Source organism: Vibrio galatheae, assembly GCF_000967545.1.
In the GTDB taxonomy this organism is placed as follows: Bacteria; Pseudomonadota; Gammaproteobacteria; order Enterobacterales; family Vibrionaceae; genus Vibrio; species Vibrio galatheae.
Map to the genome: position 1 here is coordinate 28,863 of NZ_JXXV01000004.1, position 24,808 is coordinate 53,670.

The following is a 24,808-nucleotide window of genomic DNA, read 5'->3' on the forward strand; positions in this document are numbered from 1 at the left end:
TAGCAGTGCTAAGAGCAAGACTGGTGATTGATTACCAATCAACGCCTTTGAGCGCTTTTACACCGGACTCAAAAGCGTGCTTAACGTTCTTCACTTCCGATACCGTGTCTGCCATTTCAATTAACGTGCGATGAGCCGCGCGTCCAGTAATCACAACAGATTGCATTTTAGGGCGGTTATTGAGCGCTGTTACTACCTCGTCAAGGTCGATGTAACCGTAGCTCACCATATACGTTAGCTCATCAAACAGAATGACATCAATCGAGTCATCATTGAGCATACGCTTACATTGTTGCCAAACAAGCTGTGCGGCTTGGGTATCTGACTCTTTATTTTGTGTTTCCCATGTAAATCCAGTCGCCATGACTTGGAATTCTACGCCAAGCTTCTCTAACAAGTTACGCTCACCGTTGTCCCAAGTGCCTTTAATAAATTGAGCAACGGAACACTTGAGGCCATGACCAACAGCACGTGCGATGGTGCCAAAGCCAGAGGTTGATTTACCTTTGCCGTTGCCAGTAATCACCAGCAATAGCCCTTTTTCTTCTTGAGCTGCCGCGACTTTTGCATCAACTTGCTCTTTCACTTTTTGCTGTCTCGCTTTGTGACGGGCTTCTTTATTGGTTTCAGAGGTCACGGTAAATCCTTTTTTATTAAACAAATCTGTGACTATCATAGCCTATTCAGAAAGTAGCAAAAACCTATGATTTCTATGGGCAAGCAAGGAAAAAGGCCAGGTAAGAGATGAATAAAATATTGGTTGTGTGTATGGGCAACATCTGCCGCTCTCCAACGGGTGAGGCTGTTTTGCGAGCAAAGTCAGAGCAACTTGGTATTCCAGTTGAGGTTGATTCAGCAGGTACGATTGGTTATCACCAAGGGAACCCGCCAGACCTAAGAGCAAAGGAAGCGGGAGAGCGTCGAGGCTACTCATTTAAAGGGATTCGCTCGCGCAAAGTGGCCAGTCACGACTTTGAGGAGTTTGATTTAATTCTAGCCGCCGACCGAGCGAACTTAGCCGATTTGATTGCTCAGTGCCCCGTGCATTTACAACATAAGATTAAATTGTATCTTGAATTTGCCAGCTCTGACTATGATGAAATTCCCGATCCATACTATGGTGGCGATAGTGGTTTTGAGCTGGTGCTCGATCTTATCGAAGAGGCGTCAGAAAAGGTATTGAAATCCTTGTGAGCTTGAGTGATGGTAAGTCATTTTATTACGCTGCCATCACTCGACCACTAAAGTAATCATTCGACACGATATATTCGGTATTGCGGATCAGTTCATCTTGAACTTCTGCCCAGTGGGAATGGTCATGTGCAATGGCGGGAACCACACCTCCAACGCGAATATTGAATGGTGTGAGTTCTTTTGCCCAGCTTTGGGTAAAGCCAGCCACCATAGAGGTTGCGTTGTCAAAACCAGATAAGTCTTGGTACTCAGGGTGAGAGATTACATTGACGATTACGCCATTTTTCTTTTCTTCACGCATCCTTTCTGCTGTCGCTTGACCGAAGCTAAATAACGTTGCCGCCATCAATGACAATCTTTGCGTAAAGACATCACTGCCTTGATGATCGAAAATGTTCGGCATCGCTTCCGCTGTTAGCGTATTGATCAAAACGTCGGGGGAGCGTTTGATCGTTTGATCGATGAATGCGAACAGATGCTGGATTGAGCTGAGCGAGTGGTCATCAATCGGGCACTGATAGACGGTATCTGATATCGCCTGACACAACTGATAGGTTTGCGTAAGTTGTGGTGTTTTTTTATCGCACAATACCAAGGTCGCACCGAGCGATGCAAAGTGATAGGCCAGTGTACTGCCGATTTGGGAACCCGAAGATGTCACTAAAATAACAGCATTTTTTATATCCATTAACTTACCCCCATAAGCAATGCATGCTCAAAAAGATGTCCACATAGCATGGTAGATTAGCTGTGTCTTAGTTGTGAATAACGTCAAATAACTCTTCGCTCAGTATGACAATGTTTGATTATTTGGTGTCATTCACATTATGTGGGTCAATTGTTTAGCAAGTTCTAAAAATAAGACATTAAAATGTGATCAATGACGATCATTTAGGCCTGAGCTTGGATCTGGAAGGTGCGTTGAGCTTTGATCAGCTGGTTATAAAGATCGATCGGCATCAGCTCTTTGGGCTCTTTTTCGCCCATCGCTCGGCGTTGGTGACCTGATAGGTTGTGGTAGACCTCTTCTGGTAGGTCATGGGTATCTTCGGGCATATAGCTTAATGCGTCTGGAACAAGATAGTGACTGAGCTTTGTACTTACCAGACCAGCACTATGGAACAGCGAAGCTTGCTGTGCTGAAACTTCGTAGGAGCTTTGATCCGATCTCAGTTGCTGAGGTTGTTGAAGTTCAAACCTTTTACGTAGCGCTTGTTCACTGTTATCAACTTCATCGATCTTTTCTAGCGGGGTGTTGTCGCGTACATCATCGGAAAACATCGACAAAATTAGGGCAAAGTCAGCTCTGCGTCCTTCGTGCACGGCATTGCTAATGCCCGTGCCAAACTGAAGCTCGCTGATAATGGCTGCTTTGTCTAAAGTATGAATGTGCATGATGTTCCTCGTATGTTGCTTTTATAGCGACTTAAAAACGAGAAACTTTAGGAATATCCTGATTTGAAAAAGAAAAAAGCCAGCGATTTGCTGGCTTTTTAAGCGACTAAATTTTAAATCCTAGGGGAAAAGGATTATTTAGCTAGGTTTTCTGCAACGAAGTCCCAGTTAACTAGTGCCCAGAAACCATTCATGTAGTCTGGACGAACGTTACGGTAATCGATGTAGTAAGCGTGTTCCCATAGGTCAACAGTTAGAAGTGGAGTCGTACCTTCTTCTGTTAGCGGGGTTGCAGCGTTAGAAGTGTTAACGATCTCTAGTGAGCCGTCCGCTTTCTTAACCAACCAAGTCCAAGAAGAACCGAAGTTGTTGATTGCTGCATCTGTGAATTTTGCTTTGAACTCTTCGAAAGAACCGAAAGCGGCGTTGATTGCGTCAGCAACTGCACCTGTTGGTTCACCACCAGCGTTAGGCGCTAGACAGTGCCAGTAGAACGTGTGGTTCCAGATTTGTGCTGCGTTGTTGAATACACCACCAGTAGAAGTCTTGATGATGTCTTCTAGAGATTTGCCTTCGAACTCAGTGCCAGGGATAAGACCGTTTAGCTTAACAACGTAAGTGTTGTGGTGCTTACCGTGGTGGAAATCTAGAGTTTCAGCTGAGATATGTGGTTCTAGTGCGTCTTTCGCGTAAGGAAGAGCTGGTAGTTCAAATGCCATTGCTCGATTCTCCATTTATATGAAAGGGTTGCCCCTCTCGATTGCTTCCAGTGTTATCTATTATTGATGGTTCACGTGTCGTCAACCATGCTCAATTTGCTGACTTGCGCTATAGTTTAGCAAGTTTTTACTTTATTAAAAGCTTGGTCTTGTTATTTCTATATGAAATTTTTCTATTAACTTCATCTCTAAAATCGTTTTAGGGCTATAACCATACACATAATAGGCTTTTTATTCTGTGCTAATGGTTTAGAATGTGGGGAATATTTGCCGTAACTCCATTAATGAGGAAGCAATGGAAACTATCGATAAAATCAAACAGCAAATCGCAGAAAACTCGATCCTTCTTTACATGAAAGGTTCACCAAAACTACCTAGCTGCGGTTTCTCATCACAAGCAGCACAAGCGTTAATGGCTTGTGGCGAAAAATTTGCTTACGTAGATATTCTGCAAAATCCAGACATTCGTGCCGAGCTTCCGGCTTACGCACAGTGGCCAACCTTCCCTCAATTATGGGTTGAAGGTGAACTGATCGGTGGTTGTGACATTATCATCGAGATGTTCCAAAAAGGTGAACTTCAGCCACTCGTTAAAGAAGCGGCTGCACGCACTGAAGGCGGCGAAGACGCTTAAAACACTGTTTAAATTTACAGTTTTTCTTGATTTATAAGGGCCACATTCGATAATGTGGCCCTTATTGTATCCAGCCAGTTTTACGTTATGTCTCGTCTGTTTATTGCCGAAAAGCCTAGTTTAGGCCGTGCTATCGCCGCAGCGCTCCCTGGGCCAAAGAAAAACGATCAAGGCTTTATTCGCTGTGGCAACGGTGATGTGGTCACTTGGTGTATTGGTCATTTACTTGAGCAAGTTGAGCCAGATGCTTATGACGAGCGCTACAAAAAGTGGAATCTCGCCGATTTACCTATCGTTCCAGAGCAGTGGCAACTAAAGCCGCGCAAGTCAGCCAGCAAGCAGCTCACCGTAGTAAGAAAGCTACTTAAAGAGTCCAATCAAATTGTCCACGCCGGAGACCCTGATAGAGAAGGGCAATTGCTGGTGGATGAAGTACTGGATTACTGTAAGGTGAGTAAAAGCAAAAAAGAAGCCGTGCAACGTTTGTTGATTAGCGACTTAAACCTCCCCGCTGTTAAACGAGCGCTGAGTCAAATGCGCAGCAATCGCGATTTTATCCCTTTATCGGTTTCTGCTTTAGCCCGATCTCGCGCAGATTGGTTGTATGGTATGAACATGTCTCGTGCTTACACCTTGCTGGGGCAAAAGGCTGGCTATCAAGGTGTATTGTCTGTGGGTCGAGTGCAAACCCCCGTGCTTGGTTTGGTCGTTAGGCGTGATGAAGAGATCGAAAACTTTGTTCCGCGTGACTATTTTACCCTCCATGCTCTTATTCCATATCAAGATGGCGCTAAACAGTTTGATATCCGGGCTCGTTGGAAACCGAGCGAGGCGTGCAAGCCGTGGCAAGATGAAGAAGGTCGGGTGCTTAACCGTAAGTTGGTGGAAAATGTTGCCAATCGGATTGCCAATCAACCAGCCACTGTCGTTGAATCAGAGCAGAAGCAGACCAAGCAATCTGCACCTTTGCCTTATTCATTATCTGCCTTGCAAATTGATGCCGCCAAGCGTTTTGGTATGAGTGCGCAACAAGTGTTAGATACTTGTCAGTCATTGTATGAAAAGCATAAATTGATCACCTATCCGCGCTCCGACTGTCGTTATCTTCCGCAAGAGCATTACGCTCAGGCGAGCAGTGTTTGTGATGCGATTGGTAATAACGCCAAAGAACTCAATAATGCGGTTGGCGGAGCGAACCTGAGCCTCAAGTCGAAAGCGTGGAACGATAAAAAAGTCGATGCACACCATGCGATTATCCCCACTCCAAAAAAGGCGGCTGTGAACGGCCTGTCAGGTAACGAGATGAAAATCTATCAACAGATTGCCCGTCAGTACCTGATGCAGTTTTACCCAGCCGCGGTGTATGCCGAAGCCAAATTGGTGTTTGATATTGCAGGTGGCACTTTTATTGCCAAAGGTCGACAACTGGTTTCTGCTGGCTGGAAAGCATTGATGGGCAAAGCTGATGAAGAAGAGAGCGGTGTCGATACCGTTCCTCCCTTGCCTGAAGGAAGCACGCTGACCTGCCGCGAAGGCGAGATAAAAGATCGCAAAACCGAGCCGCCAAAACACTTTACAGAAGCCACCCTTCTGCAAGCCATGACAGGTATCGCGCGCTTTGTTGAAGATAAAGAACTGAAAAAAATCTTAAAAGAGACCGATGGACTGGGCACCGAAGCCACTCGTGCGGGTATTCTTGATACCCTGTTTAAAAGGCAGCTACTCCAGCGCCAAGCTAAGTCGATTTTAAGCACACCAGCGGGTAGAGGCTTGATTCACGCCTTGCCAACTGAGTCGACCTATCCTGACATGACCGCCAATTGGGAACATCAACTGCAGGGGATGGCTGAGCGTAATCAAGCTTATCAACCTTTTATGCAGGCGCTTCAACAACGTATTGATGGATTAATGACTCAAGTTCGCAGCGGAGACGTACCCGAATCACTGCGTCATCTGCCTAAAGTGGAACGCCCAGCATATAAGCGTAAAAAGGGTAGTTATGGTAAAAAAACGTCAGCAAAACCTAGGCAAAAGCGCCCTTAACCCACTTGGCGCCCACAGCGTTTAAACAGTGATTGCCAGTAATCGACGTGGCGACGAATTGCTTGGCGAAAGGCGAGATGATTTTGTTCCAATGGATAGACATAGGCATGGATACTTGGCTGTGGTGCAAACAGGGTTAAGTTTGTCGCCAGAGTTTGATAGTAGCTGTCGAGCTGAGCCATATAGGGTTGTACTCTGCCAATATATTGCTGCTCGAAGACATTGTTCAAATAGCGAAACTTGGTTTTGTCTCGATTTTCTGCGCAGATGATTTGTTGGTCGTGGACAAGTAGTTGGCGAGTCACTTGGTTTAACTGATGAGTGGCTTGAGCAAGAGAGTAGTTTAGTTTGCCGACAAACGGCTGCTTTTCTAAGATTTCCTGTACTTGCGCTGTTTCTTTTCCTTTATTTTCAAACGCTAAACTCAGTGTGGTCAGCGCCTGATTGATCACCGTTGCTGTTTGTCCAAGATCGGAGTCAAGCCACTGGCTACCCTTTAACTGCTGCTGCATTGCGTTACTAGCGTAGATGAGGTTCCACTGATGGAGGTGAAGTTGAGCCTGTTTTTGCTGCTTAATCTCGGTCAGTTTGATTTTGAGATCTTGTTCAATCGCATCGCTTTGTATACAGCGAGAAAGCCCCTCTAACACCGCACGCTGATAATCGTAATTACGAAACTCATCCTCCACCTTGCCAAGCACAGAGTTTTTCTCGGCAATAAGATGGAATAATCCACACTGTCTGAGTTGATAGCTATCGAGTAGTCCAATAGAAATCGGTGGAATCTCGATAAACAGTTCACGTTTACGGGCTAGGTCGATATAGCTGTTCGCAGTCGCTTCCACTAGCGGCGCTTGTTGCACTCTCGCCACACGGGTGAGGTAGTCATCGAATACGCCACTAGGCGTGGTATCCGTACAGGCGATGAGTAGTAAGGATGATAAAATAATCACCACTTTTTCAGACGAGAAACCTCTTTTTTCCAGCATCATAATTTTAGCGAAAAATGGATTTGGTCGACTGCCTGACAATCAATTCAATTGGTGGAAGACGGGCTTGGTGGCGATTCCCACTCAGCAGATTGAGAATTGATTCTGCACATACCACGCCGACCTCTTCCACAGGTTGGCGCATCGTTGTCAGCGCTGGCGTAAAGTAATAGGAGGTAGGCAAATCATCAAAACCCACCACTGATACATCTTCAGGTACACGATATCCATGGTCATGGAGAGCTTTAATTACACCATATGCAGTTTGATCATTAGAAGCAAAAATCGCACTAAAGTGACTTTTAGATTCAATCAGTTGTTTGGTTAACTCGTAACCACTCTGACTGCTAAAGTCTCCCTGTTTGATCAGTTTTGGCTGAATCTTTATGCCCGCTTCTTGTAAGGCATTTTTGTAGCCGACAAATCTGGCGACCGCATCGGGTTGATTTAATAGTCCCTTGATATGAGCAATATTGAGATGACCTTGCTGGAGCAGATGAAGCGTGGCCATATAACCACCGAGAACATTGTCGATATTAATACAACGAATGTTTTCACCGATGACATCGTAGCCAACCGCGACGACAGGAATGGTTTTAGCGTACTCGTGGATTTGCGATTCAGTTAGGCTCCCCGTGACTATGATGACGCCATCGACATTGCTTTTCGCTAAGTAATCTAGGGCATGAGACTCAAGTTTATTTTTCCAATGACCCGTGGCGATAACCAAAGAGTAGCCTTGCCCATTCAAGACCTTTTCCATGTCATTCAGGATACGGCTGGTATGTGGGCTTTCTGGATTCTGAACCAACACGCCAATTGTCATTGAACGGGTATTGTGGCCCTGATTCATGCTGTAATTCGGTTGGTATCCAAGAGATTTAATTGCCAGCTCAATGCGGGTGCTTTTCTCATCTGATACATAAGTGGTTCGATTGAGAAAGCGAGAAACCGTACTCGGAGAGACGTTTGCTAATTTAGCAACATCATAAATTGACGGAGATTTGTTTTTTCTTGATTTCATTAAAAATAAAACCAGTGTCAGCTAAGTGTTTCACATAAAAAGAGTGTATATGAGATCGACTGAGCGGTGAAGCCAATGAGAACCCGAACAGCAAGCTGACGTGTATCCACGCCAGCTTGCGCTAAGGGTTAGAAGTTCGCTAAAGAGTTTTCACTCAGCGCATCGAAGAGGTGAATAGCATCTAAGTCTAAATAGAGTGTTAACTCACTGACATCCACTTCTGCAGCCTGTGTTTCGACCATTAATGGTTGTCCGGCGATTTCTGTTTTGAGTAGGATGCTGGCGCCAAGCAACTCTTTATCTTTAATTTTAACCGGTAACGGAATTACTCGGTTATGATCGACCTGTTCTGCCCGCAAATGAATGTCGGTAGGTCTAACGCCAAAATGTAACGCTAGGTTCTTGGACGCGTGGGCATGGAAACGCTCCGGCAGTGGAATACGCACGTCACCGAGTTCAATCTGCCAATTATCATTTTCACCTATCAATTGTGCATCAAGCATGTTCATTGATGGGTTACCGATAAACTGAGCAACAAATTTGTTGGCAGGGCGCTGAAATACTTCTGTTGGTGTACCAACTTGGGCGACATAGCCATCTTTAAGAATGACAATGCGATCTGCGAGTGTCATTGCTTCAATTTGATCGTGAGTCACGTAGATGGTGGTGGTTTTCAATTCACGATGAAGCTGCTTAATTTCTTCGCGCATTGTTCCGCGGAGTTTTGCATCTAAATTTGACAGCGGTTCATCAAACAAGAAGACCTTTGGCGTTCGAACCATAGCGCGCCCCATAGCCACACGTTGACGTTGTCCACCAGACAACTCTTTAGGCTTGCGATCAAGCAGAGGATCCAGTTCCAACATTTTGGCTGCTTTGCGTACTTCGCTGTCAATCTTGTCTTTGGCCATGCCTTTCAGTTTCAAAGCGAAGGCGATATTTTCGTAAACCGTCATGTGCGGGTAGAGTGCATAGCTTTGAAACACCATTGCTAAGTCTCTGTCTTTGGCATCGACTTTGTTCATTAGCTTGTCACCAACAAGAATCTCACCAGCGGTAATGCTCTCAAGACCCGCTAACATGCGTAAGGTGGTCGATTTACCACACCCCGATGGTCCTAGGAATACCACAAACTCGCCGTCGTTAACGGTAAAGTCGAAATGTTTTACAACTTCAACGTCGTCGTAAGACTTCTTAATATTTTTGAATTCCACCTTAGCCATTACTGATTCTCCTCTCTGCGTTCAAGTAGCATATTGCGATAAGCGAGGGCACTTTGCTTCAGTGTTCGTTTTTGGGTCTGGTAATCGACGTGAACAATGCCAAAACGCTGTTTGTAACCATAAGCCCATTCAAAGTTGTCCATCAAACTCCATGCGAAGTAACCGTCAACTTTCACGCCAGCCTTGATAGCTGCATCTAATGCCTCAAGGTGAGTTTGGAAATACATCACGCGTTGTTGGTCGTTGACTTCACCGTTCACACAGTTGTCTTCACCCGCTGCTCCGTTTTCTGTGATGTAGAGCGGTGGCAGGTTGTCATAACGTTCATTCAGACGTAGCAATAAATCGGTCAGGGCTTGAGGGTAGATTTCCCAACCAATGAAGGTATGTTCATTGGTTGGTTGTGGTACCTCTTGGATATCGCCGTTTTCATCAAATCGTACGACGCAACGGGTATAAAAATTGATGCCAATGAAGTCTAAATCGCTGCGAATAATATCGAGGTCACCTTCTAAGATCATGGGCATATTGTGGGATTGGCGATCTAGGACAGCCTGAGGGTATTCACCTTTTAGCACCGGATCCATGAACCAATGAAAACCTTCCGCATCAGAATATTCAGCGGCTGCGATATCACTGTCATTGAGTGGGTACGCTGGCGTAGCATTGAATACACATCCATGCATGGAGTTTGGTGCGTTTTTGCGTAAATGCGGCATGGCTAAACCGTGGGCAAGCATCAGGTGGTGCGCAGATAAGAACCCTTCTCTCTCTCCCTTGATTCCTGGTGCGTGAATTCCCCAACGATAACCTAGGTATGATGCACAGAATGGTTCGTTCAATGTGGCGTATGAATCAATTTTGTCGCCGAAGTATTCGCTAACCACTTGGGCGTAATATTCAAACTTGTAGGCCGTTTCGCGGTTGAGCCAGCCACCTTTGTCTTCTAAGTATTGTGGTAAGTCCCAGTGATATAAGGTTACAAACACTTTCAGGCCACGTGCGTGGCACTCATCAATGATTTGTTCGTAAAACTTCAGCCCTTCTTCATTGACTTGACCATCATGAGGAACGATTCTTGGCCAAGCCATTGATAGTCGATACGCATCGACACCCAGCCCTTGAATCATCTCAATGTCTTGCTGCCAAAGGTGGAAATGGTCGCACGCTACGTCACCGTTATCGGCGTTGTCAACGGCACCTGGTTTGTTGCAAAAAGTATCCCAAATGGAAGGGGTACGCCCGCCAAGTTGAGCTCCACCCTCAATTTGATAAGAGGAGGTAGCGACACCAAATAAGAACTCTGGGCGACGTAATTTTGAATCTGATGGAAGTTGAAATTTATTCATTGTTATAAACCTTTTTAGCCTTTAACTGCGCCTGACGTCAGGCCGCTAATCATTTGTTTAGATGCAAATAGATAAGTGATCACCAGTGGGAGAATAGAGATCGTCGTACCAAGCATGACAGCCCCCCAAGGTGTGTTTGGAATGCCTTGTACACTGCGCAGTGCTTGCGTAATGACATAGTTTTCTGGTGTCGTTAGTACAACCAAAGGCTGCATAAACATGTTCCAGAAAAACACAAACTGTACGATAGCAAGCGTTGCCAACGCCGGTTTCATCAGTGGCAGAACGACACTCCAGTATGTTCTGAATTCACCTGCTCCATCGAGTTTAGCAGCTTCTAGCAGCTCTTTTGGCACCGAGGCCACCACGTGTTGACGCATTAAGAAAATGCCAAACGGTGTAGTGGTGAAAGGCAGCCACACCGCGAGATGGTTATCGAGCAAACCAAGGAATTTGACGATCATGAAATACGGGATAAGGCTCAACACCGGAGGGATCATCATTGAACCAACCAACATGCCAAATAGCAGGGTCTTACCTTTAAATTTGTAGACCGCGAAAGCGTATCCACCCATGCTACAAAACAGCAGCGAAATGGTGGTGCCCAGAAAAGCAATGTAGATAGAGTTAAACATCGCCTGCCAGAAAGGCATAATTTCTAATAGCTTGGCATAGTTGATTGCTAAGCTGTCTCCGATGGCAAAGCTGATGCCAGAACCAAAAATCTCTGTTCTGTCGCGTGTGGATAACAATGCCGACCATAGAAATGGAAATACGGTCATAATGGCAGATACAATCAGCACTACTGCGAGTAAGGCCATCAATAGCTTAGTCAATAGCTCAACGCTACGTTCACTTGGTTTCCAACGAGGAGAAGTCATAGAGTTAGTTGTCATCTTATTGTTCTCCTAAGCCTTTTTTACCAAAGAAGATGAATTGAATAGCAGTACAACCGGCTATCAGCATAAATAGCAGCCATGAAATAGCCGATGCTGTGCCCATTTCTAACCACTCCCAACCCACTTTGTAGAGGTACATAGAAATCGTTAAACCTGATTGACCCGTACCACCAGTACCACGCGTTAGAACAAATGGCTCTTCAAAGAGCTGCAGATTACCTATGATGGTCATAGTGACAGCAAAGAAAATAAATGGGCGAATCATCGGTAGTGAAATGCTCCAGAAACGTCGCCACGCATTGGCACCATCCATACGAGCGGCTTCGAGAATATCTTTCGGAATCGTCATTAAGCCTGTGGTGTAGAGCACAAGGTTGAAACCCGTGTATTTCCAAAACACCATAATCGCGATTGAAGGTTTGACTAAAGTAGCATCATCTAACCAACGAATAGGTTGGTAGTCATTGACCCAAGAGAACGCCCAGCCCAATAGCGAGCTATCTGCTAATGCGATTAAGCTTTGGTTTATGATCCCTGAGTTTGGTGAATACATGTTGAAGAAAATCAGCGATGCAGCGACCGTTGAAGTAATAAATGGTAGAAAGTACGCCGATGTTAACCAGTGGCGGAAACGGTCACCGAGTGAAACTAAAATATAGGCGACAGGTAGCGCGACAAGGTGTTGAGCGACACCCGAAGTGATAGCAAGCCAAAGCGTATTTTTTAGTGAGCGCCAAAGCCAAGGGTCAGTTAGGGCAATATAGTAGTTTTCTAGCCCAACGTAATCCATTGCACCTAGTCCTTCGACTGGGTTCCACTCGTGAAATGACAAATAGATAGAAAAGAGTAGTGGGAAGATCCCAAATACAGAAAAAATAATCAAAAACGGCAGCAGGAACCCATACGGTGTAAGCGCTTTCAAACTCAGGCGAGAAAAAAGGCTTTCTTGTTGTGAATTATCCATAACCTTGCTCGCGGTATGATTCATAGTAACGACCTCTAGTCAGGAAGGCGTAACCGCCTTCCTTTCTTACCAAACAAGTAACCAATTAAAGATTGCGAGTACGACGTTTAATCATGCGCTCGGCTTCTTTCAGGGCAGTCTTAATGTCTTTTCCTTCATCAAGAACTTCCATTAGAGCATTCTCCAAAATGATGGAACGAGCGACGTGATCACCTTTAGCTGGAGCGACTGGCTTGATGTTTTTCGCAACATCAGCAAACAATAAGCGTGCTTTTTGTCCGCCTAAGAATGGCACTTCTTTTTGGAATAAGGCGTCATCGTATGTTGTAGTATTGGCTGGGAAGGCCGCGATAGTTTCAAAGTGTTTTAGCTGGATGTCTCTGCGTGTTGTCATGTACTCAATCAGTTTCCATGCTTCATCTTGATGTTGTGACTGAGTTGGAATAGACAGGAATGAACCGCCCCAGCTGCCATAGATTCCATCTGGTAAGTGAGAAACGCCCCATTTACCTGCAGTTTCAGGTGCAATCCAGTTGTTCAAATGGCCTAGCAGCCAAGCCCCAGAAAGTTGGGTCGCAAACGTGCCATTTCGGAAGCCTTCATACCATTCGTTAGACCAAGCTAGAATGCGGGCATCTAAGCCTTTATCACGAATTTCTTTCGCTACTTCAAATGCATGAACAAAACGCTCTGAAGTCACCACAGGCTCACCTTTGGCATCAAAGTAGAGGCCTTCACCTTCTGGGACGGTAGTGAAGATGATTGCTTGAGCCACGTCAGCCGCCGAGGCAATGAGGTAAACATCTTTTTTCTTGAGTTCTTCACCTGCTTTGATGTACGAATCCCAGTCTGTAATGGCTTGCTTGACATCAACACCTGCATTTTCAAAGACGTCCGTGCGGTAGTACATTACACCTGGACCTAAGTCGACTGGCATACCGTAGATGTCGCCGTCTGAACCTTTCCCTTGCGCCCACGCGTATGGTGCAAAGCTTTCTGCGTATTTATCTGCACCATATTGCTCAGATAGGTTTACCAGTCCGCCAGATGCGACAAAAGGACCAATCTTCTCAACATCAACAACAATAACGTCGCCAGCGCCTGAACCTGTCGCTAGGTTGGTTGTTAGCTTAGTGTGGTGGTCACCATGGTTATTCATTAGGTAATCGACTTTAATCCCTGTCTCTTTTTCGAAATCAGGCAGTATCACTTTTAAACTGCTGTCGAAATCTGGAAAACCATCAAAGCGAATATTGGTATCAGCAGCATTAACTGTTGTCGCCATTCCAAGTGCGGTAACAGTGGCAATTGTTAGGGTTTTGAGTTTCATCTTATTGTCCTTAATTGACTTTATTTAGTTGTTTTACTGAACTTCTTGGCACTAGGGTAGGTGACAGTCTGAAGTTCACATCTCGCTTGCTTTTGTTGAGAATTTGAATGACCAGTTGAACTGCTTCGGCACTCATTTGCTCAATAGGGAAATTGACTGTAGTAAGAGGTGGCGTGATATATCGAGCAAATAAAATATCATCGAACCCAATTAATGAAATTTGCTCAGGAACTTGAATTTCGTGCTCTTTCAATACCTCAAAGGCGCCGAAAGCCATGTGATCATTGCAGGCAAATACGGCGGTGAATGGGTGCTGTCGCTTAAGGAGTTTTTGCATCGCACTGACTCCTGATTCTTCGGTAAAACCGGCCTCTGCAACCAATGCTTCGTCGAACATGATTCCCGCCTTTTCAATGGCTTTGCGGTAACCCTGCAGACGCCCCCGCGCATCAGATTTGTCCAGAGGGCCGGTGATACACGCGATGTTGCGATGCCCCATTCGCAACAAGTATTCGGTAGCCAGTTGACCACCGAATTCGTTATCTATTTCAATACAGTTTTGCGCCAGCTCCGGAATGAACCGATTGACCAGAACCAGTGCGACACCTTTGTTTTCGAGATCGGTTAAGTAGTCATCGGTGAGGTGCTGAGTATGGAGTATCATGGCATCTACTCGTCGCCCAAGTAAAAATTCAACCGACTCGCGCTGGCCTTGTTCAGTGTTCGAACCTGCCGTGACGACTACGTGGTAACCCAAACGACGCAGCTTTTCTTCTAGGTTGTGTAAAATGCCTGAATAAAATGGACCGCCTAGCTCAGGAACAATGATGCCAATGCTGCCTGTACGGCTAGATGCGAGAGCCTGTGCAATCGAATTTGGTCGGTAGCCAAGTACCTGAATCGCTTTTTCAACTTTGAGCTTCTTGTCATGGCTAACACGACTAGTGCCATTGATAACGCGCGATACAGTTGCTTGTGAAACACCTGCATATTCAGATACATCTTTGATGGTTGCCACTCAACACCTCTACAACGAGTTCGCTAGTTTCGTATTAGTAATTTGATTCGAAACCGCTTTCATGAGGCCATTATTAGAGATCTGAACTCTTGGTTACGTGAGAGTGGTCACACTCAAATTAGCGCTAAGTTACCTGAATTATTAAAGGATGAAGCAGTATGCAGTTTGATATTGTCTTATGAAACCGTTTCACAGAGTGGTTATTTTGTATACTCTTAGGTTCGCTATTTATACTAATCAAGATAAGTAAGTGTTCAGATAATTGCGCAGGGGAAATTGCTTGGAGCAAGGCATAGATTGCAGCCCGCTAGTTGGCCTACCTACAAAGTTTTTAGCGACGCCATCAGTCGGTAAAAATAAAAAAGAGCCGCTTGATGCGGCTCAATGAAGCTGGAGTTAATTTAATACTGCTAGCGCAATGCTGCCTTTCGCTAGCAAAAAATTGAAAAGTATTAGTGGTTACCACCAAGCTTCGAACATGGCACCCAGCGCGACAGTATCTGCCGTTACCGTTGTTGTACTTGGCCCTTTTGTCTCTACATCACGTAAAAGTATTTGATTCTGTATGCGTTAAATCAGGCAATTTTGAAAGATTTCATAATAGTGAAAGGTTTCATAATAGTGAAAGGTTTCAGTTTGATTCCGATTTTGTTCTCAAGCTAAGTCCGCAATATGATTGAAGTTATCAATGACTGGTGGAGAGTGCTTAGTATAAGAAGCACTCTCGTCGCCAGTGTGTTTTTCACTACACTCACAAACTGGTACTCTATCGGCAACTATGTTTACGTTGCTCAGTTATGATCCCGCTCATTTACCATCCTATCTATTCTCAGTTGCCTTTACCCGAAGGGCATCGTTATCCGATCAATAAATACCGTCTCTTGTTTGAAGCGATAGAAGAATTACGCAGTTTTGATCCTGTGTGGCAACGTACTTTTGACTACATCAAGCCCGCTCCCTTGGGGTTAGAGGAAGTCAATCAGGTGCACTGTCCTGACTATATCCAACAGTTAACCAGCGGACTGCTAGCGGCGCCTAAGATGCGTCGAATTGGATTTCCTTGGAGCGAAGCCTTGATTCAGCGCACGTTAACGTCGGCTGGTGGGACATGCGAAACCGTTCATCAAGCGGCTGAACAGGGCATTGCAATCCATTTGAGTGGCGGCTATCACCACGCTCATCGTGACTTTGGCAGTGGCTTTTGTTTGGTGAATGATTTGGTATTGGCAGCAAAGAGAGCGTTGACGCTAGAGGGCATAGACAAGGTTTTGATTGTCGACAGCGATGTGCATCACGGAGATGGCACCGCAACCTTGTGCGATGGCGACCCTTCGATAGTGACGCTCTCTTTCCATTGCGATAAAAATTTTCCAGCGCGTAAACCAGACTCTGATCTCGATGTGCCACTGGCAAGAGAGACGCAAGACGAAGAATTTATGCTGGCCTTCACAAGTGTGGTCGAGATGGCGGTGAATCTGCATCAACCGGATATAATTATCTATGATGCTGGGGTCGATATTCACCAAGATGATGAGCTGGGTTACCTCAATGTTTCTAGCGATTGCATCTATGCAAGGGACGTGTTTATGTTTCAACTTGCCAAGCGACAGCAATTGCCTATCGCTTGCGTGGTGGGTGGCGGTTATCGTAGTCAGCATCAAGACCTAGTCCCGATTCATATGCAACTCATTCGGGCAGCGCTCCATGTTTTTGGAAGTTAAAGGATAAGTTATGCAACATCGAATTCGTGCCGCAGGGATAGTGATAAAAGAAGGCGCCATGTTATTACTTAAAGTTAAAGACTTTAGTGGTGAATATTGGATTCCACCCGGTGGCGGAATGGAAGCGGAAGACAGAAGTTCGAAAGCATGCGTTAAGCGAGAATTTAAAGAAGAAGCTGGCATTGATGTTCAGGTTGGGGAACTGATTTGTGTACGAGAGTTTTTCGAAACTCAAAGCCAACGTTACAACGCTGAGTTTTTCTATCTGATCGACGGTTTCTTAGGCACACCACATTTGGGGAATTTGTCGGGGTTAAATGACGAGGGCTATATTCAGTCGGTTCAATGGGTGCCTATTCCCCAATTGCCAGATCTGAGGATTTATCCCCCACAACTCAAAAATAAACTGATCGATTTGATTGAAGCTGAACGTTTTTCCACCCATTTAGGCAGCTATATTCAAGGGCACAATGAAGATATAGATCAACTTTGATCTAGCAATAATTCGTACCACGTGACGTGACTAAGCATTGCTTCTTTACACTCCTTTACATCACATGACGTTACCTTACTTATATTAGTATATTCTTAAGTAGTGGAGCAAAGAGAAGGAAAACGTCATGAAAATCAAAAGCACGATAATTGCCTTACTCGGTATCGTTATCGCCTTCGGAGTAGTGGCTGGCGGAATGAAAAAAGGCATGAACAACAATATGTCGCGTCCAGCATTTTCACAGTTTGATCTGGATGGTGATGGCAAGATAACCGAAGCCGAGTTCAATCAAGCACGCTCAGAGCGTATTGCCCAGCGAGCGGAAGAGGGGCGTACGTTAAAAAATATCAATCAAAGCCAAAGTTTTGCTTCGTTAGATAGCAACGCGGATGGCGCTATCTCTCAACAAGAGTTTAACGCTCATCAAGGCTTGGCGAACCCCAAAAATACTATGGGCAAAGGCAAAAACAATCAATAGCTCAATTCAATCAGGCCTCCATTTGTGAGGCCTGACTTATTTTTAGATCAAAGAAGCAAACACGCTTATGTTGGTGTGCTAATTTTTAATTAAGTTAAAGCTAATATACATGGTGAGGGAATCGCTATGACTAGGTATAGCAGGTTACAAAGGGCTCTGTTTATTCCTCCTGTCTTGTTGGGCATCGTGTTATTGGTCGTGGCACCGGGAATGAAGGCCGAACCGCCTAAAGCGAGTACTACTGCGGCTAAAAAGGTGGTCCGGGTGCTGAAAGTTGAGCCACGAAATATCCAACCTTCAGCCATCGGATATGGGCATACCGAACCCGCTCAAGACTGGCAAGCGCAGTCCGAACTCGACGGCGCAGTTGTATGGGTTTCTGAGCAATACAAAACGGGCACCATTATTCGTAAAGACAGCGAAATCCTCAGAATCGATCCTGCCTCTTATCAACTCACCATTGCCCGCTTGCAGGCAGAGCTTGAAGTGCTAACGCTGACCAGCCAAGCCATTATCGATTCTCTCAAGATTGCAGAGAAAGAGTTTCAGGTACAACAGTCTGAATATGCCCGATCAATCAAATTGAGTGAGACAGGGCATATCTCCAAAACAGAGAAAGACCGTGCGACTAAAGACTTACTCAGTAGCCAGCAACAGCTCCAGACTCAAAAAAACCAGCTGGCGATTAATCAAGCGCAACAGAAGGTATTACAAACGGAACTTGCGCTTGCAAACCGTGATCTTGAACAAACCATGATTAAAGCGCCGTTTGATATTCGTATTGTCGAAACCTTGGTTGGGCTTGCTGAGTATGTCAACAAGGGGGAGTTGCTGTTCAAAGCGGATGGCATCGATGCCGTCGAGGTCCGTGCGCAGTTTCCGCTTGGTAAAATGCGCCCACTAAGAAACTCCAATCGTTTAGACTCGCTTGACGAAGATGTGCATAGCAACTTGAGCGCGACAGTAGAACTCCAGGCTGGCGATAAAGTGATCACTTGGCCTGCCGAGGTCAGCCGCTCCGGCGGTGAAATCGATGCCCAGACTCAAAGCCAAAGCCTGGTTGCACAAGTCAATCAGCCCTATCAGCAAGCCATTCCCGGAGCGAAACCGCCGCTAATTCGTGGGACTTTCGTTAAAGTCACGATTAAAGCACCGATGATGGAGCAACAAGTCTTGCTACCGATAAACGCCATTCATGACGGTAAAGTTTACACTGTCTCTGAAGGTAAACTGAAAAGCAAACCTGTCAGGATTGATTTCGTCCAAGGGCAAGTTGCGGTGATCAAATCTGGCGTGGAATTCGGTGATGTGGTTGTACTAAGTAAGCTTTCACCCGCCGTTGAGGGGATGGCTTTACAACCGCAACCGGATGAGAAAATCGGCCTTTGGTTGGATACGCTGAGCGGATTTAAAGCCGCAAACGCGATTCAGAAAGAGGGCAAATTATGATCGCTTTTTTTGCCCGGCACGCCACTGGCGCTAATGTCCTGATGATGGCGGTACTGCTGTTAGGGGCTTTTGCCTTGCCCAAACTGCAGAAAGACACTTTTCCGCTGACGCCGACCAAAAATATTGAGGTTCGGATCGTCTATCCGGGTGCGTCGCCTTTTGAGATGATGGAAGAAGTGTGTTACCCGTTGGAAGATTCTCTCGATAAGCTGAGTGGAATTAAAGAGTTAAGCTGTGATGCCCGAGAGAATTTGGTCATCGCCAATGTGGAAATTGGCGATGATGAAGACATCGACACCTTAACTAGCGATATTCAGCAGCAGGTTAACGCAATCAATGATTTTCCGGATCGGGTTGAGCAGATCACGGTGTCGAAACTGGACCGGGTGGCAACGGTGGCCAGTGTTGCTATTACCGGCAATATGTCAGACAGGGACTTATATCTTTACGCCCAACAAATTAAGCACAAGCTAAAAGAGAGCCCACTGATCGCGCAGGTGACCGTGAGCGGTTTTGCGGATCAAGAAATAGAGATTCGCGTGTCACAGTGGAAGTTGCAACAGTACGGTCTGAGTGTGTCTGACTTGTCCAATCTGGTACAACAGCAAAGTATCAGCACTCCTGCTGGTGTATTTAGTAATGACTTGGAAGAGATCAGTGTCCGCTTCGACCACTTAGGCAGCAGCGTCAGAGACTTCGAAAATATCGTGATTAAATCCAGTGAGGCGGGGACTCAGGTTCGCCTCGGTGATGTTGCCGTTATTCAACAGAAGTTCACTACCAATGAAAATCAAATCCTGTTCAATGGTCAGCGTGCCGCTTTGCTTCAGGTGTCCAAAACGCAATTTCAAGATACCTTAACGGTCAAAGATGCGATCGTCAGCATCGTTGAAAAAGAACAGGCGAAAGCCCCTGAAGGCGTCGCTTTAACCATCACCCAAGATTCCAGCACCAATATTATTGAGCGTTTGAGAATTCTCACCAGCAATGGTGTGCAGGGATTAGCACTGGCGTTTTTGATGTTGTGGGCGTTCTTTAATATTCGCTTTAGCTTTTGGGTCACTATGGGGCTGCCGGTTTCATTCCTTGGTGCCATTTTTGCGATACAACTTCTCGGTTATACCCTGAATATGATGACGCTGGTCGGGTTGATTGTTGCGATTGGTTTGCTAATGGACGACTCGTTGATCATTGCAGAAAACATCGCCGCCAAGAGGCAACAAGGGCTACCCGTGTTTGACGCTGCAGTTGAAGGCACCAAGCAAGTCTTGCCAGGTGTGATTGCATCGTTTGCTACCACCATCATGGTGATAGGGCCGCTGATGTTTCTCACAGGCAATATGGGCGAAGTACTACGCTATATTCCTATCGTGTTATTGATTACGTTGCTTGTTAGTCTGGTAGAAGCTTTCTTGATCTTGCCCTCTCACTTGGCGCACAGCCATACGGAGTTTCGCTCCAATCCAATACGAGATAAATTCATTACTGGGTTTGAAAGCATCAGAGATAGATTCTTTGTGCCAGTGAGTGTCAAGGCGATGAATACACCTTATCTTTCACTAGGGATATTGGTGATGGTGGTGATGATTTCAACCGCTTCCATTTCGTCAGGCTGGCTGAAATTCAAAGCCATGCCTGCCTTGGAAAGTGATGTGCTTCAGGCGCGTATCTTACTCCCTCAAGGCAGTTTACTGAGCCAGACAGAGGCGGTGGTGGAGAAGGTTTCAAACGCGCTTGATGAACTCAACCAAGAATACGCAGAGAAATACCCAAGCTCACAACCTTTGGTCGCGAGCACCACCATCATGTTCAGCTCAAATGTTGATGCCAATGAATCGGGGCCGCACATGGCAACCGTCAGTGCCGATCTACTGCCAGCGCAGTTTAGGCAGCAGAGCATTAAAGATCTGATCCAAGATTGGAAACAAAAAGTAGGCCCTACTGCCGATGTGGTTTCACTCAAGTTTACCGATAAAGAACGCGGTATCGCTGGTAATGGCATTGATATTCGAGTTCAGGGTGAGTCGTTAGAACAGCTCAATCAAGTCAGCCGCTCGCTTGTGAAATGGTTGAAAGGATTTGACGGTGTTTATAACCTCTCCACCGACCTGCGTGAGGGCAGAACCGAATTCCACGTCAACCTTAAAGATGAAGCGGGCGTGATGGGCGTGAATGCTTCCAACATTGCTCAAACGCTGCGCAGCGCGGTAAAAGGCAGTACTGATCTGACGGTTTTCCAACAAGGCGAGCTGGTGGATATTAGTGTGAGATTGGATGAGTTTACGCACCAAGCTAGCCTGTATGAGTTGAATAATTTGATGGTGACGGCAGGCAATGGAACCCTTGTTCCGCTATCAAGTGTGGCGACCTTTGACAGAAAGCAAGCCTTCTCGCGAATTCACCGTATTAATGGGATGAACACTGTGGTTGTGCAAGGCAATATCGATACTCGTGTTGCCAATGCGCGCGAAATCATGCTGCAGTTCAATAGTGAATTTGTTCCGCAAATTCAACAGAAATTCCCAGAGGTCAGTTTTGTTTCTCAAGGTCAGGATAAAGAAAGCTCAGATACAGGCTCTTCACTAGCAACCTTCTTTGCGCTTGGCGTGGTGGGGATCTATCTTATCTTGGTGTTCCTGTTCCAAAGTTACACTCAACCTATCGCTGTGCTACTGGCGATACCGATGGGCTGGATTGGTGTGGTATGGGGGCACTTGGGCATGGGGTTCGATTTGACCATTCCAAGCTTGGTGGGCTTCGCAACCTTGGCGGGTATCGTCGTCAACGACAACATTTTGTTGGTCAATTTTATTAAGCAGAACATCGCCCAAGGCGAGCGTTTGATCGATGCGTGTAAAGTGGCGGTGCGTGATCGATTCAGAGCAATATTTATTACCTCGTTAACCACTTTTGCCGGCTTGCTTCCACTGTTAACCGAAACCAGTACGCAGGCGCAATTTCTGATCCCGTTAATTGCCAGTATTGCGTTTGGCTTAGTCTCGGCCACGTTGCTCGCGTCAATTGTTGTGCCTTGTGTGCTGCTTATTTTGGACGATTTAAAGTTAACTCATTTTACAAGATCTGAGCGAATTTCAGTTTGATTTTTAGGTAACTAAAGGTGAGGAAGAGGATGCAAACTGAGCACTTGGTTAAGCATACAATGATTTTTATCTGCATTAGAAACGAAAAAAGCCGTTGATAATCAACGGCTTTTTTACTGAAAGTGGCGGAGAGATAGGGATTTGAACCCTAGATACGCTATTAACGTATGCCGGTTTTCAAGACCGGTGCTTTCAACCACTCAGCCATCTCTCCGTATGGGCGCAATAATAATGGCCTTGATTGTGTTTGTAAACCCTTGATTGAACTGATTGAACGCTTTGTGAGCGAATTGTCTAAGTTTTCTGTTCGTCTCAGTTGCTGTTAACTAGTTGCTGATTTGATCTAGAGCCTAACCACTGCAATAGCTGCTCTTCAGGCATCGGCTTAGCAAATAGAAACCCTTGATAAATGTGGCAACCTAACGCCTCAAGCTTTTGAGCTTGCTGCTCGGTTTCGACACCCTCTGCAATCACATCGACGTTAATGCTCTGTCCAATAGAGATAATGGTATCGGTGAGTGGGGAAGACGTCTGAGCTTGAAGCTCGTCTATGAAGGCCTTATCAATTTTTAACACATCAATAGGTAAATCGCGTAGATAAGCGAGTGACGAATAGCCAGTACCAAAATCATCTAACGCAACTTTAATTCCATTCTTATTGAGATAAATCAGTTTGGTTTTGGCATCTTCCACATCGCGCAATACCGCAGTTTCAGTCAACTCTAGCATTATGCTTTGCGGGTTAATGTTCCACTGTTGGATTTTAGCCAAAATGTACTCTGCAAAATTAGGCAAAGCGAACTGCCACGCAGAAATATTGATAGAAAGGTGTTGAATATTGTCTCTATGAGTGTGCTCGATGCTTGCAAGGAATCTTAAAGATTCATCAAGCACCCACTCTCCTATTGGGTGTATTAGCCCCGTTTCTTCCGCTAACGGGATAAAGTCGGCAGGGGATACAAAACCCAATTCAGGATCATGCCAACGCAGTAGTGCTTCCGCGCCGTACACTTGTTGGCTGGAGGTAACCTGAGGTTGATAGTAGAGCGACAGTCGATTCGCGCCGATGGCTTTTTTTAGTGCAGACTGAATGTTTAACTTTTCTATCGCCGCGGTTTGCATTTCTGGCTTGTACATAACACTGCAGTTACGCCCGCTGTTCTTGGCTTTGTATAACGCAAGCTCAGTAAAGCGCATCATATCGAGAACGGTTGATGATTCAGCCACAACTTGCGCCACGCCAATGCTTAGATTGATATCAATAAGATGGTCACCCATCACGATTGGCTCGTCAAAAACATCCAGAAGCTGTTTATCGAATTGACCGTCATAGGCGTCTGAGACTATGAGAAACTCATCACCTCCGACTCGCGCAACGAATTGATTTGGTGAAATAAATTCACTCAGTTTGCGGCCAATCACACGAAGTAAGTCATCGCCAATGTCGTGACCAAGTGCATCATTGATGGTCTTGAAATGGTCTAAGTCGAGGAAATAGAGACAGATTGTATCCTTAGCGTGTCTGGGATTATCTATTTTATTTTGTAAATATTCATAGGCTTGGGCTCTATTGGGCAAGCGCGTCAAATAGTCCTCATAGGCCATAGATCTCACTTTACGTAATGCGATATCACGCTGGATTTCAGCGCTGGCACGTGCGGAAAAGATTTCTACGATATGTTTGATTTGTTTAGATGTTTTCCTTGGTTTGGTATCGAGCACGACAAACAAGCCGATCGGAGTGTCATGATCGTTGAGAATCGGTGCGCCGATATAGCTTTGGATATGCATATCTTCAAGCAGATGATCGGACGGAAACAGGGCTTGCACGCCTTCGGGGAACTGACAGATCTCATTGGCCATCACATTTTCACATGGCGTATCTTTGAGTGAATACGAGAAGTTGTCCGCTACGACACCATTGACACACACCGCTTTGGTGGAAATGGTTTCCTTATCTTGACTAAGTAGGCCAATAAAACAGTACTTTGCACCAATAATATCGGATAGATGTGTGACGAGCTGTTGATAAAAATGGTGGCCTGATTCGTAGGTAACGCCTTTTGCTATCGCTTCTAACGAAGCCTGATATTTTACGACTAATCGGTTTTGTGCTCGTAAGTCTTTTTGCAGTAAAAAGCTCATAAAAATAATGAAGGCAGTAAACACAAAACCAACCACATAGACACTTTCTAGCTCACCGCGGTCGATCTGTGAGCCCATATAACCAGCGATGACAATCAGCAGGGCAAATATGCCAAAGCCAATAGTAAAACTGTCTAGCTTGGCTTTTAAGAAGTGGAATAACGAGTAAAACACCCATCCAAGGTAGACATAGGTAAAACCATGAAATATATACCCTAAAGGTGAAGGCTCTGCACGGATGAGCGAAGCATTAAAACCCAGCACGTCAAAATGATGTAGATAGGCGGGTTCAACGAATCGAACCGAGTAGTCTGATATGAGGTTTAGTACTAAAACGAGTAAAGAGTAGCCGCAGATAAAGTAGTACAGTTTTCGGTTTGGTCGCTGAGTATAGCTGGAAACAACGGCAAAGAAAGCGACGTAGAGAAAGCACAAAGCACTTACTTGTAGTTTTATCATCACAACGGAGTGAGCAAGGTTTGTGCTACTGAAATAGAGATATGAGAATAGTTGATAGAAGAATATGCTTAACGCTAAAAACGAACATGAAAAATAGAGCGTTCGTCTGCTTTGGGAAAAGGCGATAGCGAAAAAATGGAAGCTAGCAAAAATGAGAACGCCACAACTTAGCCAGAAAGCC

General features: G+C 45.4%; 21 protein-coding genes and 1 tRNA gene. 8 read left to right on the forward strand and 14 right to left on the reverse strand.

What is annotated here, in order from left to right; translation table 11 throughout:
* Positions 1–31: 31 nt before the first annotated feature.
* Complete coding sequence (cobO, locus tag TW81_RS00800) at positions 32–637, reverse strand: cob(I)yrinic acid a,c-diamide adenosyltransferase (protein WP_045953827.1); 606 nt, start codon at positions 635–637, stop codon at positions 32–34.
* Positions 638–744: 107 nt separating this feature from the next.
* Here cobO and TW81_RS00805 point away from each other — a divergent pair, with 107 nt between their 5' ends.
* The gene (locus TW81_RS00805) at positions 745–1,194 is read left to right on the forward strand and encodes a low molecular weight protein-tyrosine-phosphatase (RefSeq protein ID WP_045953828.1); all 450 of its coding nucleotides are present in this window, start codon (positions 745–747) and stop codon (positions 1,192–1,194) included.
* A 25-nt stretch (positions 1,195–1,219) separates the two neighbouring features.
* On the opposite strand, the gene TW81_RS00810 is transcribed toward TW81_RS00805, so the two are convergent.
* From TW81_RS00810 to sodB, 3 genes are all read right to left on the reverse strand, one after another.
* Positions 1,220–1,882, reverse strand: coding sequence for an SDR family oxidoreductase (locus tag TW81_RS00810; protein ID WP_045953829.1), 663 nt, complete (start codon positions 1,880–1,882; stop codon positions 1,220–1,222).
* A 203-nt stretch (positions 1,883–2,085) separates the two neighbouring features.
* Positions 2,086–2,589 (reverse strand): VC2046/SO_2500 family protein, encoded by a 504-nt coding sequence (locus TW81_RS00815; protein ID WP_045953830.1) that lies wholly within the window; start codon positions 2,587–2,589, stop codon positions 2,086–2,088.
* Between the two features lie 134 nt (positions 2,590–2,723).
* A complete protein-coding gene (gene sodB / locus TW81_RS00820; protein ID WP_045953831.1) occupies positions 2,724–3,308 on the reverse strand; it encodes a superoxide dismutase [Fe] in 585 nt (194 codons plus the stop codon).
* Between the two features lie 295 nt (positions 3,309–3,603).
* On the opposite strand from sodB, the gene TW81_RS00825 reads away from it, so the two are divergent.
* Positions 3,604–3,942: a Grx4 family monothiol glutaredoxin gene (locus tag TW81_RS00825; RefSeq protein ID WP_045953832.1), complete on the forward strand. Its 339-nt coding sequence runs from the start codon at positions 3,604–3,606 to the stop codon at positions 3,940–3,942.
* Between the two features lie 87 nt (positions 3,943–4,029).
* The gene (locus tag TW81_RS00830; protein ID WP_045953833.1) at positions 4,030–5,985 is read left to right on the forward strand and encodes a DNA topoisomerase III; all 1,956 of its coding nucleotides are present in this window, start codon (positions 4,030–4,032) and stop codon (positions 5,983–5,985) included.
* On the opposite strand, the gene TW81_RS00835 is transcribed toward TW81_RS00830, so the two are convergent.
* From TW81_RS00835 to TW81_RS00870, 8 genes are all read right to left on the reverse strand, one after another.
* Positions 5,982–6,977 carry a DUF3080 domain-containing protein gene (locus tag TW81_RS00835; protein ID WP_204243967.1) on the reverse strand — a complete coding sequence of 332 codons (996 nt, stop codon included), beginning with the start codon at positions 6,975–6,977 and terminating at the stop codon, positions 5,982–5,984. The genes TW81_RS00830 and TW81_RS00835 overlap by 4 nt on opposite strands.
* A gap of 4 nt (positions 6,978–6,981) precedes the next feature.
* Positions 6,982–7,998 (reverse strand): LacI family DNA-binding transcriptional regulator, encoded by a 1,017-nt coding sequence (locus TW81_RS00840; protein WP_045953834.1) that lies wholly within the window; start codon positions 7,996–7,998, stop codon positions 6,982–6,984.
* 128 nt (positions 7,999–8,126) lie between these two features.
* Positions 8,127–9,221: an ABC transporter ATP-binding protein gene (locus TW81_RS00845; protein ID WP_045953835.1), complete on the reverse strand. Its 1,095-nt coding sequence runs from the start codon at positions 9,219–9,221 to the stop codon at positions 8,127–8,129.
* Complete coding sequence (locus TW81_RS00850) at positions 9,221–10,570, reverse strand: GH1 family beta-glucosidase (protein WP_045953836.1); 1,350 nt, start codon at positions 10,568–10,570, stop codon at positions 9,221–9,223. Before TW81_RS00850 ends, TW81_RS00845 begins: the two co-directional genes overlap by 1 nt.
* 14 nt (positions 10,571–10,584) lie before the next feature.
* Entirely contained in the window at positions 10,585–11,466 is an 882-nt protein-coding gene (locus TW81_RS00855) for a carbohydrate ABC transporter permease (RefSeq protein ID WP_045953837.1), read from the reverse strand.
* Between the two features lies 1 nt (position 11,467).
* On the reverse strand, positions 11,468–12,457 hold the full coding sequence (locus TW81_RS00860; RefSeq protein WP_045953838.1) for a carbohydrate ABC transporter permease: 990 nt from the start codon (positions 12,455–12,457) through the stop codon (positions 11,468–11,470).
* Positions 12,458–12,518: 61 nt separating this feature from the next.
* Positions 12,519–13,763 (reverse strand): extracellular solute-binding protein, encoded by a 1,245-nt coding sequence (locus tag TW81_RS00865; protein ID WP_045953839.1) that lies wholly within the window; start codon positions 13,761–13,763, stop codon positions 12,519–12,521.
* A 10-nt stretch (positions 13,764–13,773) separates the two neighbouring features.
* Positions 13,774–14,781, reverse strand: a complete 1,008-nt coding sequence (locus TW81_RS00870; protein ID WP_045953840.1) for a LacI family DNA-binding transcriptional regulator — start codon at positions 14,779–14,781, stop codon at positions 13,774–13,776.
* 797 nt (positions 14,782–15,578) lie between these two features.
* Between TW81_RS00870 and TW81_RS00875 the strand changes: the two genes are divergently transcribed.
* From TW81_RS00875 to TW81_RS00895, 5 genes are all read left to right on the forward strand, one after another.
* Positions 15,579–16,502, forward strand: coding sequence for a histone deacetylase family protein (locus TW81_RS00875; protein WP_045953841.1), 924 nt, complete (start codon positions 15,579–15,581; stop codon positions 16,500–16,502).
* A 10-nt stretch (positions 16,503–16,512) separates the two neighbouring features.
* Positions 16,513–16,995 (forward strand): NUDIX domain-containing protein, encoded by a 483-nt coding sequence (locus TW81_RS00880; RefSeq protein WP_045953842.1) that lies wholly within the window; start codon positions 16,513–16,515, stop codon positions 16,993–16,995.
* A gap of 127 nt (positions 16,996–17,122) precedes the next feature.
* Positions 17,123–17,473: an EF-hand domain-containing protein gene (locus TW81_RS00885; RefSeq protein WP_045953843.1), complete on the forward strand. Its 351-nt coding sequence runs from the start codon at positions 17,123–17,125 to the stop codon at positions 17,471–17,473.
* A 126-nt stretch (positions 17,474–17,599) separates the two neighbouring features.
* Positions 17,600–18,922 carry an efflux RND transporter periplasmic adaptor subunit gene (locus tag TW81_RS00890; RefSeq protein ID WP_045953844.1) on the forward strand — a complete coding sequence of 441 codons (1,323 nt, stop codon included), beginning with the start codon at positions 17,600–17,602 and terminating at the stop codon, positions 18,920–18,922.
* Entirely contained in the window at positions 18,919–22,023 is a 3,105-nt protein-coding gene (locus TW81_RS00895) for an efflux RND transporter permease subunit (RefSeq protein ID WP_045953845.1), read from the forward strand. Before TW81_RS00890 ends, TW81_RS00895 begins: the two co-directional genes overlap by 4 nt.
* 123 nt (positions 22,024–22,146) lie before the next feature.
* Here TW81_RS00895 and TW81_RS00900 read toward each other — a convergent pair.
* Together TW81_RS00900 and TW81_RS00905 are read right to left on the reverse strand one after the other, a co-directional pair.
* A tRNA-Ser gene (locus tag TW81_RS00900) sits at positions 22,147–22,237 on the reverse strand.
* Between the two features lie 98 nt (positions 22,238–22,335).
* Complete coding sequence (locus tag TW81_RS00905) at positions 22,336–24,627, reverse strand: EAL domain-containing protein (protein WP_052706111.1); 2,292 nt, start codon at positions 24,625–24,627, stop codon at positions 22,336–22,338.
* Positions 24,628–24,808 lie beyond the last annotated feature (181 nt).

What these genes read in the sequence shown, in the direction of transcription:
- TW81_RS00860 (WP_045953838.1), bottom strand. Translation starts at nt 12,457, where the DNA reads ATGAATCATACCGCGAGCAAGGTTATGGATAATTCACAACAAGAAAGC.
- TW81_RS00805 (WP_045953828.1), top strand. Translation starts at nt 745, where the DNA reads ATGAATAAAATATTGGTTGTGTGTATGGGCAACATCTGCCGCTCTCCA.
- TW81_RS00825 (WP_045953832.1), top strand. Translation starts at nt 3,604, where the DNA reads ATGGAAACTATCGATAAAATCAAACAGCAAATCGCAGAAAACTCGATC.
- TW81_RS00815 (WP_045953830.1), bottom strand. Translation starts at nt 2,589, where the DNA reads ATGCACATTCATACTTTAGACAAAGCAGCCATTATCAGCGAGCTTCAG.
- TW81_RS00885 (WP_045953843.1), top strand. Translation starts at nt 17,123, where the DNA reads ATGAAAATCAAAAGCACGATAATTGCCTTACTCGGTATCGTTATCGCC.
- TW81_RS00855 (WP_045953837.1), bottom strand. Translation starts at nt 11,466, where the DNA reads ATGACAACTAACTCTATGACTTCTCCTCGTTGGAAACCAAGTGAACGT.
- TW81_RS00875 (WP_045953841.1), top strand. Translation starts at nt 15,579, where the DNA reads ATGATCCCGCTCATTTACCATCCTATCTATTCTCAGTTGCCTTTACCC.
- sodB (WP_045953831.1), bottom strand. Translation starts at nt 3,308, where the DNA reads ATGGCATTTGAACTACCAGCTCTTCCTTACGCGAAAGACGCACTAGAA.
- TW81_RS00830 (WP_045953833.1), top strand. Translation starts at nt 4,030, where the DNA reads ATGTCTCGTCTGTTTATTGCCGAAAAGCCTAGTTTAGGCCGTGCTATC.
- TW81_RS00835 (WP_204243967.1), bottom strand. Translation starts at nt 6,977, where the DNA reads ATGATGCTGGAAAAAAGAGGTTTCTCGTCTGAAAAAGTGGTGATTATT.
- TW81_RS00905 (WP_052706111.1), bottom strand. Translation starts at nt 24,627, where the DNA reads ATGATAAAACTACAAGTAAGTGCTTTGTGCTTTCTCTACGTCGCTTTC.
- TW81_RS00850 (WP_045953836.1), bottom strand. Translation starts at nt 10,570, where the DNA reads ATGAATAAATTTCAACTTCCATCAGATTCAAAATTACGTCGCCCAGAG.
- TW81_RS00880 (WP_045953842.1), top strand. Translation starts at nt 16,513, where the DNA reads ATGCAACATCGAATTCGTGCCGCAGGGATAGTGATAAAAGAAGGCGCC.
- TW81_RS00865 (WP_045953839.1), bottom strand. Translation starts at nt 13,763, where the DNA reads ATGAAACTCAAAACCCTAACAATTGCCACTGTTACCGCACTTGGAATG.
- TW81_RS00845 (WP_045953835.1), bottom strand. Translation starts at nt 9,221, where the DNA reads ATGGCTAAGGTGGAATTCAAAAATATTAAGAAGTCTTACGACGACGTT.
- TW81_RS00810 (WP_045953829.1), bottom strand. Translation starts at nt 1,882, where the DNA reads ATGGATATAAAAAATGCTGTTATTTTAGTGACATCTTCGGGTTCCCAA.
- TW81_RS00840 (WP_045953834.1), bottom strand. Translation starts at nt 7,998, where the DNA reads ATGAAATCAAGAAAAAACAAATCTCCGTCAATTTATGATGTTGCTAAA.
- TW81_RS00890 (WP_045953844.1), top strand. Translation starts at nt 17,600, where the DNA reads ATGACTAGGTATAGCAGGTTACAAAGGGCTCTGTTTATTCCTCCTGTC.
- TW81_RS00895 (WP_045953845.1), top strand. Translation starts at nt 18,919, where the DNA reads ATGATCGCTTTTTTTGCCCGGCACGCCACTGGCGCTAATGTCCTGATG.